Raw genomic sequence first — 12,169 nt, 5'->3', positions numbered from 1 at the left:
TCTCAGCAGGACGCACTTGCGTCACGGCTGTAACACGGTAGGTTCTTCGCCATGAAGCAGGGGGATCCGAACCAAACACGCCACAGGGGCGTCGCGGCGGCGCTGGCGATCGCGGCGCTGACCGGTGCCGGCGCCATCACAGTTGCGGTGCCCGCGGCCACGGCAAACGCCGATCCACCGCCCGCTCCGCCGAGCACCAACGCCCCGGCACCCCCGCCAGCGGATCCGGCCGCAGCTCCGTCGGCAACCGATCCCAACGCCGCGCCCGCGGCAGATCCCAACGCAGCCGAGGCCGGCCGGGTCAACAATGTCGCCGGTGGCTTCAGCTACGTCATTCCCGCGGGCTGGGTGGAATCGGATGCCAGCCATCTCGACTACGGGTCGGCGCTGCTCAGCAAGGAGACTGGCCAACCGCCCTCGCCGGGTCAGCCGCCGCCGGTCGCCAACGACACCCGCATCGTGCTCGGCCGACTGGATCAAAAGCTCTACGCCAGCGCCGAACCCGACAACGCTAAGGCCGCAACCCGGCTGGGCTCGGACATGGGGGAGTTCTTCATGCCGTACCCCGGGACCCGGATCAACCAGGAAAGCACCCCGCTCAGCGGCAACGGTGTGTCCGGCAGCGCCTCCTATTACGAGGTGAAGTTCTCCGACACCAGCAAGCCGAACGGTCAGATCTGGACGGGCGTGGTCGGTCCGTCCGCATCCGGCAACCGACAAGGGGCGCAGCAAAACCAGCAGAATCAGCGGTGGTTCGTGGTGTGGCTCGGCACCGCGAACAACCCGGTGGACAAGACCGCCGCTAAGGTGCTGGCCGAGTCGATTCGCCCATGGACGCCTCCGCCGGCTCCGGCAGCCCCGGCACCCGCTGCTCCAGCTCCGGCAGCCCCGGCACCCGCTGCTCCAGCGGCGCCGGGGGCCCCACCTCCCAACGCGCCTGCGCAGCCCAATCAGGCGCCCGCGGGGACTCCGGCCGGCGCACCCGCCCCGGCAGCCTCGCTTTCGACCTGAGCGGACCGCGAATTCCCACCTAACATTTCGACTGCAGTTAAACCGACCGCGCCCACGTCGGCACCGTAGTCGTTACGCTGACGCGATACATCGACTGGCGGTGCCTGCACTGGACTGGCATTGCGCGGGCTTAGCTAGCAGAACTCGAAGGAGCGGGTCGTGGTCCTGCACATCATCTGGATGATCATCCTCGGTCTCATCGTCGGCTTCATCGCGCGGCTTATCGTGCCCGGCAGGCAGCCCATGGGCTGGATCGCCACAGCGCTACTCGGCATCGCGGGTAGTTACGTCGGCGGCACGCTGGGCAGCATGGTATTCGCGCCCCACCACTTCGACATCCACCCACCGATCAAGCACTCGTTCCTCGGGGCGCTGATAGGCGCAGTCATCTTGCTGTTGATCTACAAGCTCGTCACGTCACGCACACGAACTTTGTAGCCGTACCAGACACCTTGCAGCCGCAGCCCGTTGGGCAATTGACAGGCCGCGGCATCATGGAGTAATGGCATCAGGGCCGACCACAACGACGATGAGCGCGTGGCGGGTCCGTCGACCCGGGCCGATGGAAACGGGCCCGCTGGAGCGTGTTACCACCGAGGTGCCGCGGCCTGGGCCGGCCGAATTGTTGGTGGCCGTGCGTGCGTGCGGGGTGTGTCGCACCGACCTGCACGTGGCAGAGGGTGATCTGCCCGTGCACCGCAAACATGTGACGCCGGGCCACGAGGTGGTGGGGGAGGTTGTCGAGGTGGGGCCGGACGCCAAAGACACGTTCGCGGTAGGAGATCGGGTCGGCATCGCGTGGCTGCGTCACACCTGCGGGGTATGCAAATACTGTCGCCGGGGCAACGAAAACTTGTGCCCGGAGTCGCGCTACACCGGTTGGGACGCCGACGGTGGTTATGCTGAATTCGCCACTGTCCCAGCGGCTTACGCCCATCAGTTGCCCAGCGGCTACAGCGACACCGAACTTGCTCCGCTGTTGTGCGCAGGCATCATCGGGTATCGCGCATTGTTGCGCGCCGAACTGCCGTCCGGTGGCCGCCTCGGGCTCTACGGATTCGGCGGCAGCGCACACATCACCGCTCAGGTCGCGCTGGCACAAGGCGCCGAAGTCCATGTGATGACACGGGGCGTGCGCGCCCGGGAACTGGCGCTGGAACTCGGCGCCGCATCGGCGCAAGACGCCGGCGACCCGCCGCCAGTGCCACTGGATGCGGCCATCCTGTTCGCTCCGGTCGGCGATTTGGTGCTGCCGGCCCTGCAGGCCCTGGATCGTGGTGGCACGTTGGCGATCGCCGGGATCCACCTCAGCGATATCCCACCACTCAACTACCAGCGCCACCTATTCCAGGAACGCCAGATCCGTTCGGTCACCTCCAATACCCGCGCCGACGCGCGCGCGTTTCTGGATTTCGCGGGGCAGCATCACATCGCGGTGACGACGCCGGAATACCCGCTAGCACAAGCTGATCGAGCATTGTCGGATCTCAGCGCCGGCCGCATCGCCGGGGCCGCAGTGCTGCTGGTGTAGGCCCGCCTTAGGTGGATAGCTGCCAGACGAGGGCGGCGGCTAAGGCTCCCAATCCATTGCACGACCAGTGCAGGGCGATCGGCGCGATCAAGCTGCCGCTGCGCCGACGCAGCCAGCTGAACACGAACCCCGCTGCCGCGGTCGCGACGACCGCCACCGTCACCCCCGCCAGCATGCCACCAAACCCGGCACCGAACACGCGGCTGAACCCGACGTTGCTGCGCGTCAGCCCCAACGACGTTGCAATATGCCAGAACCCGAACAGCAACGAACCCCCCACGGCGACACCGCGAAAACCCCAGGCCCGGTTGAGTGCACCCTGCAGCACACCACGGAAAGCCAGCTCCTCGGGTATGACGGTTTGCAGCGGGATGATGATCATCGACGCGGTCAGCGCGCCGGAAATCGTCGCGTAGTGGTTGTTCATAAACATCGGCCGAGTCACCGGCAGCAACGCACCCGCCGCGATGACCGACACCACGACACTCACCGCCGCCAGCGCATAACCCACCCCGGACTTCCAGTGCTCGCGGCCCAGCCCGAGCTCGGACCAGCCCAAGCCGTTGGCCCGCAACAGGATCACCAGTCCTGCGGCCGCGGCCGGGACGGTAGCCACACTCGCCCAGCTTGTCGTGAAATGCGCGATCAGGTTGGTCAGGGCCAAGACAACCACGACGACGGCGACGTCGACGTAGGCCCGAAACCGGTGCAGCGTCGAGAGTTGCACCACGACCGGGTGTGGTTGGCTCACCACATGGTCAGCGCTGTTCATCTGTTGAAGGTTACTCACGCTCGCCCGACCCCCACGTCCAGCCAGCAATCTGCGGGTCATCCTCGCCGTGCTCGCGGGTGTAGCGGCGCGCAGCCAACCGGGCGTCGGCCATGCGCTGACGCAGCACCGCGGCGCGGGTGCCCAGCCCGTCGACGCGGTCGATGACGTCCATCACCAAATGGAAGCGGTCCAAGTCGTTGAGCATCACCATGTCGAATGGTGTCGTGGTGGTGCCGCGCTCCTTGTAGCCGCGTACGTGCAGGTGCGCGTGATTGGTGCGGCGATAGGTGAGCCGATGGATCAGCCACGAGTAGCCGTGGTAGGCGAAGATGACCGGCTTGTCGCGGGTGAACAATGCGTCAAATTCCTTGTCCGGCAAGCCATGTGGGTGCTCAGGCTGGGGCTGCAGGCGCATAATGTCGACCACGTTGATCACCCGCACCGCCAACTCGGGCAGTTCGCGGCGCAAAATCTCGGCAGCGGCCAGGGTCTCCAGCGTCGGGATGTCGCCGGCGCAGGCCAACACCACGTCCGGCTCCCCCGTCGCGGTGCTGGCCCACTGCCAAATGCCAAGGCCCCGAGTGCAATGCACGATAGCGGAGTCCATGTCGAGATAGGCCAGCGCGGGCTGCTTGCCGGCGACGATCACGTTGACATAATCGCGACTGCGCAGGCAGTGGTCGGCCACCGACAGCAGCGTGTTGGCGTCCGGCGGCAAATAGACCCGCACCACCTCGGGCCGCTTGTTGGCGACCAGGTCGATGAATCCCGGGTCTTGGTGCGACGCTCCGTTGTGGTCCTGGCGCCACACGTGGGAGGTCAAAAGGTAGTTCAGCGACGCGATCGGAGCCCGCCACGGCAGCTCACGGCTGGTGGACAGCCACTTGGCGTGCTGGTTGAACATCGAGTCGACGATGTGCACGAACGCCTCGTAGCAGTTGAACAGCCCGTGCCGGCCGGTCAGCAGATAGCCTTCCAACCAACCCTGGCACAGATGCTCCGACAGCACCTCCATGACGCGGCCGTCGGCGCGGAGGTGTTCGTCTACGGGCAGGATCTCCGAGAGCCACACCTTGTCGGTGGTCTCGTAGACGGCCGACAACCGGTTGGAGGCCGTCTCGTCGGGCCCCATCAACCGGAACCGGTCGCGGTTGCGGGCGATCACGTCGCGCAGGAACGTGCCCAGCACCTTGGTGGCCTCGTGGGTCAGCGTGGCTGGCCGGCTGACATCCACCGCGTAGTCGCGGAAGTCGGGCAAGTCCAGGTCGCGCAACAGCAGCCCGCCGTTGGCGTGCGGGTTGGCGCTCATCCGCCGATTACCGTTCGGCGCCAGTGCCCGTAGCTCGGCACGGAGTGTGCCGTTGGTATCGAACAGCTCTTGCGGCCGGTAGCTGCGCAGCCATTCTTCAAGCTGGGCGCGATGCGCGGGATTGTCATGTGTCTCGGCGAGCGGAACCTGATGCGAGCGCCAGGTGCCCTCGACCTGCTCGCCGTCAACCGACTTGGGCCCGGTCCACCCCTTCGGGGTGCGTAACACGATCATCGGCCACACCGGCCTCGCGGCGCTGTCACCGCGGCGTGCCCGGCGCTGGATATCCGCGATCGCGTCGAACGCCTCGTCGAGCGCGGCTGCCAGTTGTTGGTGGACGTTGGCCGGCTCGTCCCCGGCGACCGTGATGGGCCGATAGCCGTAGCCGCGCAGCAGCGACTCCAGCTCAGTGTGCGGCAGGCGGGCCAGCACGGTCGGGTTGGCGATCTTGTAGCCGTTGAGATGCAGAATCGGCAACACCGCGCCGTCGCAAACGGGGTTGAGGAACTTGTTCGAATGCCAGCTGGCAGCCAGCGGCCCGGTTTCGGCCTCGCCGTCTCCGACCACGCAGGCCACCACCAAGTCAGGGTTGTCGAATGCCGCGCCGTAGGCGTGTACCAGCGCGTAACCCAACTCACCGCCCTCGTGAATCGAGCCAGGCGTCTGCGCGGCCACGTGGCTGGGGATGCCACCTGGAAATGAGAACTGGCGGAACAGCTTTCGCAGCCCTTCGGCGTTCTGCTCGATGCCGGTGTACACCTCGCTGTAGGTGCCCTCCAAATAGGCATTGGCGACCAGACCGGGCCCGCCGTGACCCGGGCCGGTGACGTAGATGACATTCGCGTCGCGGTTGCGGATGATCCGATTCAGGTGCGCATAGATCAGGTTCAGTCCCGGGGTGGTGCCCCAGTGTCCGAGCAGCCGGGGCTTGATGTGCTCGGGTGCCAGCGGTTCGGCCAGCAGCGGGTTGTCCAGGAGGTAGATCTGCCCGACGGACAGGTAGTTGGCGGCACGCCAGTAGGCGTCGATCAGGGCAACTTCGTCGTCGGAAAGAACCACCCGCGTCGAGGTGTCGAGGCTCATCCGCCCGATTGTCCCCGATAGTCGGCGGATGCCGCACGCTGGTTGGTCGCCGACCCGCTGCGCCCGGCTTCGCCGCGCTTGCGATCGGCTCTAGGCTGGCCGCGTGCCCGTCAATCCACGAACACCGGTGTTGGTCGGCTACGGCCAGGTCAATCACCGCGAAGAGCACACCGACGTCGAACCCGTCGACTTGATGGCCGCGGCTGCGCGCGAAGCTGCCGAGCCGCGGGTCCTCGAGGCCGTCGACTCCATCCGCGTGGTGAATCTGCTGTCGGCGCGATACCGCGACCCCGGGCTGCTGCTCGCTCACCGTATTGGCGCCGACAAGCCGCCACCCGCTACAGCGGTGTGGGCGGCAACGTGCCGCAGTCCCTGGTCAACCAGGCCTGCCTCGACATCCGGCACGGCCGCGCCGACGTGGTACTCATCGCGGGCGCCGAAACCTGGCGCACCCGGACACAACTGAAAGCCGCGGGCCGCAAACTTGTCTGGACCCAGCAAGACGAGTCGGTTCCCATTCCCCAAGGCGCTGACGACCATGTGCCGATGGCCGGGCGGGCCGAAGAGCGCATCAAGCTGGACCGGCCGGCGTATGTGTATCCGCTGTTCGAGCAGGCGCTGCGGATCAGCAACGGCGAACCGATGCCGGCCCACCGCAGACGCATCGGTGAGCTGTGGGCGCGGTTCAATGCCGTCGCAGTGAACAATCCACATGCCTGGATTCGCAAACCCATTGCTGCCGAAGATATTTGGCGTTCCAGCCCGGAAAACCGGATGATCAGTTGGCCCTACACCAAACTGATGAACTCCAACAATATGGTCGACCAGTCAGCTGCCCTCGTATTGGCTTCCGCCGAGGCGGCGACCAGGCTGAAAATCCCGGTCGAGCGCTGGGTCTACCCGTATGCAGGCACCGACGCCCACGACACCTACGCGATCTCCGAGCGGGCCGAACTGCACCGCTCACCGGCCATCCGACTCGCCGGCGCGCGTGCGCTCGAACTGGCCGGCATCGGCGTCGACGACATCGACTATGTCGATCTGTATTCCTGCTTTCCGTCCGCGGTGCAGATCGCGGCGGCCGAACTGGGACTGCCGGTGGACGACCCGGCCCGGCCGTTGACCGTGACCGGCGGGCTGACATTCGCCGGCGGCCCGTGGAGCAACTACGTCACCCACTCCATCGCCACCATGGCCGAACTGCTGGTCGCCAACCCGGGACGCCGTGGGCTGATCACCGCCAACGGCGGCTACCTAACCAAGCATAGTTTTGGTGTGTACGGAACCGACCCACCGAATACCGAATTCCGTTGGGAAGACGTGCAACCGGTGATCGACCAGGAACCTACGCGGCGGGCAGTGGTCGAATGGGAAGGCGTGGGGACCGTCGAATCGTGGACCACGCCGTTTGACCGCGAGGGCCAGCCCGAAAAGGTCTTCCTGGCGGTGCGCACACCGGACGAGTCACGCACCCTGGCCGTCATCGCCGACCCGGAGGCGGCCGAAGCGACGGTGCGGGAAGACATCGCCGGGGCCAAGGTGGCCGTGCACATCGATGGCACCGCGGCGCTGCGGTAGCGGCCACTGCAGTCTTGCTGACGTGTGTGTCAAAAGCGTCACGCGAAGCCGAGCGGCGTGCCTATTGTCGAGATAGACACCGGGGGAGGTGACGCGCATGCGGATCCTGGTCACCGGGATCACCGGTGTTATCGGCAGGTTGCTGGCACGGCAGCTGGTGGCCGCGGGAAATGCCGTCAGCGGCATCGCGGAATACCCACACGACTACTTGGATCCCGCCGTGGACTTTGTGCAGGCGCCGCTCGACGACCCCGTGCTGCAGGAGCTGGCCGACGACGCCGACACGCTCGTCCATCTGGCCCCGGTCGACACCAGCGCACCCGCCGGTACCGGCATCCAGGGCGTCGTGCATGTTACCGACGCCGCCGCGCGAGCGGGTGCACGCCTGTTGTTCGTGTCCCCGGCCTGCGGCGACCCCGAGCTGTACCGTCAGGCGGAAACGCTGGTGTCCAGCGCATGGACGCCCAGCCTGATCATCCGGATCGCCCCGCCCGTGGGCCGCCAGCTGGACTGGATGGTGTGCCGCACGGTGGCCACGTTGCTGCGCGCCAAGCCGTCGTCGCAGCCGGTGCGCTTGTTGCATGTCGACGACCTGATCCGCTTCCTCGTCCGGGCGGCGGCTACCAATCGCGGCGGCTCGGTTGACCTCGCAACGTTCGACACCACCCACGTGCTCACGGCCCGGCGGCTGTTGCCGTTGGCTGCCCGCCTTCCTCGGCGGCACTGCTGGACACAGTTAACGCCAGAGTTAGATATCTCTGCGCTGCAAGAGGATTGGATGTTCGAGTTTGGCTGGCGCGCCACCGAGGCGGTGGCCGACACCGCGCGTGGGCTCACCGGGCGCAAGCCGGCGCCCGCCGGCGCTGTCGACTTACCCGGACATCGGCCGTTGCCGCTGGAGCCCGTGCCGCGATTCGAGCCGTCCGATGGCACCTCATTGCAATGCGCGGCGCCCGACGGGCTGGAGGGCGAGTTCGACGATCGGATCGATCCGCGGTTCCCTGTCTTTAGTGCCACCGGGCTGGGCCAGGCGCTGCCGGGTCCGCTGACACCCATGACCCTGGACGTCCAGCTGGCCGGGCTTCGCGCGGCCTGTCGGGTCATGGCCGAGGTGATGATGTTGGGCAGCGTCGCCGACGGTGAGTGGGCGAGCCGGGCCGTCGCGGTGTTTGGGCATCGCCCCTATGTCGGGGTGTCGGTGGGTGTGCTGGCCGCCGCTCAGCTGCCCGGTTGGGACGAACACACCCTCGTCGAGCGGACGCTGGGCGCGGATGCCTCGTCGCTGAACCTGTTTCCGCTGGGACGTCCGCCGCTGGCGGGAGGGGTGTTGGGTTCGGCCGCCAAAGCGATGGTCGGTGCCCGTGCGGTGGCCATATTGCGGCACCTGAAAAGCGACACCCGCATCTACCACGCGGCTGCCCCTGTCGAACACGTCGATGCCGAGCGTTTGGCCGCAATGTCAGACGCCGAGCTGGAGACACGAGCTAGCTTGCTGCGCAACCGAATTCAGCAAGGCTGGGGGCTTATCGCGTTGTGGGTGATCGACGCCGGGATTACCGCCGCGACACTGGAGCACACCCGGGCGCATATTGCGGTGTCCGGGGTCGACGCGCTGTTGGAAAGCCAACAAGTGGCAACCGAGATTGGCGCGTTAGCGTCGCTGCTGCGACGGCGCGATGAGCGACTGCGTATCCTGGCCGCAGACGACGACCTCGGCGGCATCCGCACGCTGTCCTCCTATGTGGCACGGGCTTTCGAAGAGGCTCTGGCCCGGATCGGACACCGGGGGCCTGGGGAGGTCGAACTGGCCAGCCGCGTGTTCGGCGACGACCCAGCTGCCCTGCTGGTCGCCGCCGCCGATGCTGCGGCACGACAACCCGCCGAGCCGGCGTCACCGGAGGCGGCCACGCTATCCGAGCGGATGGCGGCCAATGCCCGCGCCTCCCGCGAGCTGGCGTATGACGCCACCATGCGGTTCACCCACGAATTGCGGATGGTGTTGCGAGAGCTCGGTTCTCGGCGGGTTTCGGCGGAATTCGTCGACGCGGTCGACGACGTGTACTACCTGACTTGCGACGAGTTGCTCACCATGCCGGCCGACGCTCGGTTGCGGATCAAACGCCGGCGGGCCGAGCGGGAACGCCTACAGGCGATCCGCCTGCCGCCGATCATCGATCACGCCTGGACTCCGCTAGACCCCGCGACATCCGGCTGAGCGGCGGTCAAACCAGGTCACCCAGTGGCGCGTTCGGCTCGGTCAGCTTCGCCGCCTCGACGGGGGTCCGGGACCGGACCAGAGCCTTGACGTCGTCGAGCACATCCCAGATGTTGACGTTCATCCCGGCCAGCACCCGCCCGCTGTCGTCGAGCCAGAAGGCGACAAATTCGCGGCCGGCCACATCGCCGCGGAAAACCACCCGCTCATAGTCGGGCGCGTGGCCGACATACTCCATGCCCAGGTCGTACTGGTCGGTGAAAAAGTACGGCAGCTCGGCGTATTCAGTCGCCTCGCCCAGCATGCCGGCCGCCGCCACCGCTGGTTGTTTGAGCGCATTGGCCCAGTGCTCGGTGCGGATCCGGGTGCCGAACAGCGGATGCTCGGCGGCGGCGATGTCGCCGACTGCGTAAATGTCGGGGTCACTGGTGCGCAGCGATGCGTCCACCAGCACCCCGCCGTCACCCGTCGACAATCCGGCCTGCTCGGCCAGCTCGACGTTGGGTTGCGCGCCAACGGCCACCAGCACGGCGTCGGCGCTGACCGTCGACCCGTCGCGCAGAAGCAGCCCGGTGGCCACACCGTCGGTGGTGGAAATCTCGTCCACCTGCGCCTGCAACCGAAGATCCACGCCGTGGTCGCGGTGCAACGCCGCGAATACTTCGCCGACTTCTTCGCCGAGCGCGGCCATCAGCGGTTGTTTGGCGGTCTCGACCACGGTGACGTTGACGCCGCGCTGACGAGCGCTGGCGGCCACCTCCAGGCCAATCCAGCCGGCGCCAACAACCGCCAACGAAGTCCCCTCGGACAGAACAGAATCCAGGGCCGAGCCGTCGTCGAATGTCCGCAGATAGTACACACCGCCAGCGTCGGATCCCGGTATCGGGAGGCGCCGCGAACGTGACCCGGTGGCCAGCAGCAGCTTGTCGTAGCCGATGGTGGTGTCATCCGACAGCCCGACGGTGTGGTGGGCCGGATCCACCGACGACACCCGCACACCGAGCCGCAGGTCGACGCCATGGTCGCGGTACCAGTCGGAATCATGCACAGTGAAGTCGCTCAGCGTCTTCTTGCCGGCCAGGAACTCCTTCGACAGCGGCGGGCGCTCGTACGGAAGATGGCGTTCTTCACCGAACAGGACGATCTGACCGTCGAAACCCTTGTCGCGCAATGCCTCTGCTGCTTTCGCACCGGCAAGCCCGCCACCGACAACGACAATAGTGCTCGACTCGGCCATAACGCACAGCCTACTCGGTATGCCTCAGCTCAACAGTCCCCGCAGAAACAGTGCATTGCGCACGGCGTGGCCGTGCGGGTCGTTGTTGAAATACATCCACACGTCTTTGCCCTCGGCGTCCCAATCGCCGATCAGCGTCGCCCACCGCCGCAGCTCCTTGGCCGGGTAGGAGCCGGCATACATCGATTCGGGGTCGGGTCCGTGCATCCGGACGTACACCAAATCGGTGGTGGCCCGCGGGATGCACGCCAACCCGGCGCCGCTCATCACCACGTAGGCGGCGTTCCGGTTTTCCAGCAACGCGTACACCCCGGGGTCGTTCCACGAGGGGTGTCGCAGCTCGACGGCAACCCGGATCCAAGCCGGCATCTTCGCCAGGAAGGAATCCAGCCGCTCGTCGTCGCGGCGCTGCTCGGGATGCAGTTGCACCAGCAGGACCCCGTGCCGATCGCCGAGAGCCCGCCAGCAGCGCTCGAACCGCTCGATCCAGGGCTCAGGTGCGGTCAGCCGGCGGTAGTGCGTCAGCCCACGATGGGCCTTGACGGACATCGTGAACCCGTCCGGCAGGTGGTCACGCCAGCTGGCGAAGGTCGAATCTTTCGGCCAGCGATAGAAACTCGCGTTGAGCTCGACGGTGTCGAAGACCTCGACGTAGCGGGCAAGCCGGCGCGCCGGCGGCAGGCCCGGCGGGTAGAGCACGCCGGCCCAGTGGTCGTACGACCACCCCGACGTGCCAATCCGCACCGTCACCGTCGGGTCAACCAGTTACCTGCCGGCGCAGGTCGTCGTCCAGCGACACGCGCACCAAGGCGGCGGCCAGCCGCGCATTCTCACGGGGCGCCAACGAACCCAATTTGTTCGCATCGCTGGGCAATCCGAGCTTCTCGGCGCCGCCGGTGGCGCGCTTGTCGAAATACGGTCGAGCCCAAGTCCACACGTCTTGGACCTCGCGCAGGAAGATGTCAGCACCGGTGGGCCCGATTCCGTTGAACTTGGTCAGCAGCCGGGCAGCCGCCGCCACATCATGGTCACTGCGGCGGGCGAGTTCGCGCAGATCCCCAAAATATTCGTCGCGGACTCGTTCGGCGATGTCGGTAAGCCGGGAGGCCGAGCTTTCGTCGTAGCGCACATAGTGGGCGCGGCCGAACGCGCTGATCATCGTCTGCCGATCCGCCGCCAGGACGGCTTTCGGCGTGCGGAGACCCTCCGTGAACAGCTCCCGCCCGGCGCGCATCGCGATCGTCGCGTCGATCGGCTTGCTGGCCAGCATGCACAGCACCAGCAGTTGAAACAGCGGCATCGGCTTGTCGGCCAGCCGAACCCCGGCCTCGGCGGCATACGTGGTGCCGGCCACCTTCAGCAGCCGTCGCACCAGTTGTTTACCGGCGTTCATAACGCACCGCGTACCCGCAGCAGCTGCTCACGAACCGCGC

At 66.8% G+C, this 12,169-nt stretch carries 9 protein-coding genes and 1 pseudogene; 5 read left to right on the top strand and 5 right to left on the bottom strand.

Annotation, left to right across the window (positions count from 1 at the left end; all coding sequences use genetic code 11):
* Positions 1 to 51: 51 nt before the first annotated feature.
* The 3 genes from MYXE_RS12280 (at position 52) to MYXE_RS12270 (ending at position 2,542) form a co-directional block, all read left to right on the top strand.
* Positions 52 to 1,011 carry an alanine and proline-rich secreted protein Apa gene (locus tag MYXE_RS12280; protein WP_085196218.1) on the top strand — a complete coding sequence of 320 codons (960 nt, stop codon included), beginning with the start codon at positions 52 to 54 and terminating at the stop codon, positions 1,009 to 1,011.
* Positions 1,012 to 1,170: 159 nt separating this feature from the next.
* Complete coding sequence (locus MYXE_RS12275; RefSeq protein ID WP_003921827.1) at positions 1,171 to 1,449, top strand: GlsB/YeaQ/YmgE family stress response membrane protein; 279 nt, start codon at positions 1,171 to 1,173, stop codon at positions 1,447 to 1,449.
* Between the two features lie 64 nt (positions 1,450 to 1,513).
* Positions 1,514 to 2,542 (top strand): zinc-binding alcohol dehydrogenase family protein, encoded by a 1,029-nt coding sequence (locus MYXE_RS12270; RefSeq protein WP_085196216.1) that lies wholly within the window; start codon positions 1,514 to 1,516, stop codon positions 2,540 to 2,542.
* A 7-nt stretch (positions 2,543 to 2,549) separates the two neighbouring features.
* On the opposite strand, the gene MYXE_RS12265 is transcribed toward MYXE_RS12270, so the two are convergent.
* Together MYXE_RS12265 and MYXE_RS12260 are read right to left on the bottom strand one after the other, a co-directional pair.
* Entirely contained in the window at positions 2,550 to 3,314 is a 765-nt protein-coding gene (locus MYXE_RS12265; RefSeq protein WP_003921830.1) for a CPBP family intramembrane glutamic endopeptidase, read from the bottom strand.
* Between the two features lie 10 nt (positions 3,315 to 3,324).
* On the bottom strand, positions 3,325 to 5,706 hold the full coding sequence (locus MYXE_RS12260) for a phosphoketolase family protein (protein WP_085196214.1): 2,382 nt from the start codon (positions 5,704 to 5,706) through the stop codon (positions 3,325 to 3,327).
* A 103-nt stretch (positions 5,707 to 5,809) separates the two neighbouring features.
* Between MYXE_RS12260 and MYXE_RS12255 the strand changes: the two are divergent.
* Positions 5,810 to 7,284, top strand: a pseudogene (locus tag MYXE_RS12255) (acetyl-CoA acetyltransferase).
* A gap of 97 nt (positions 7,285 to 7,381) precedes the next feature.
* Positions 7,382 to 9,499, top strand: a complete 2,118-nt coding sequence (locus tag MYXE_RS12250; RefSeq protein ID WP_085196210.1) for an NAD-dependent epimerase/dehydratase family protein — start codon at positions 7,382 to 7,384, stop codon at positions 9,497 to 9,499.
* 7 nt (positions 9,500 to 9,506) lie between these two features.
* Here MYXE_RS12250 and MYXE_RS12245 read toward each other — a convergent pair whose 3' ends face one another.
* From MYXE_RS12245 to MYXE_RS12235, 3 genes are read right to left on the bottom strand one after another with little or no spacing between them, the layout of a single operon-like run.
* Entirely contained in the window at positions 9,507 to 10,736 is a 1,230-nt protein-coding gene (locus MYXE_RS12245; protein WP_085196208.1) for an NAD(P)/FAD-dependent oxidoreductase, read from the bottom strand.
* Between the two features lie 24 nt (positions 10,737 to 10,760).
* Positions 10,761 to 11,486, bottom strand: coding sequence for a DUF72 domain-containing protein (locus MYXE_RS12240; protein ID WP_085196206.1), 726 nt, complete (start codon positions 11,484 to 11,486; stop codon positions 10,761 to 10,763).
* A 7-nt stretch (positions 11,487 to 11,493) separates the two neighbouring features.
* Complete coding sequence (locus MYXE_RS12235; protein WP_003921840.1) at positions 11,494 to 12,129, bottom strand: HhH-GDP family DNA glycosylase; 636 nt, start codon at positions 12,127 to 12,129, stop codon at positions 11,494 to 11,496.
* Positions 12,130 to 12,169: the final 40 nt, after the last annotated feature.

The organism is Mycobacterium xenopi, from assembly GCF_009936235.1.
GTDB lineage: Bacteria > Actinomycetota > Actinomycetes > Mycobacteriales > Mycobacteriaceae > Mycobacterium > Mycobacterium xenopi.
Note: the sequence above shows the minus strand (reverse complement) of the source record. Positions and strands in the feature narration are given on the sequence as shown.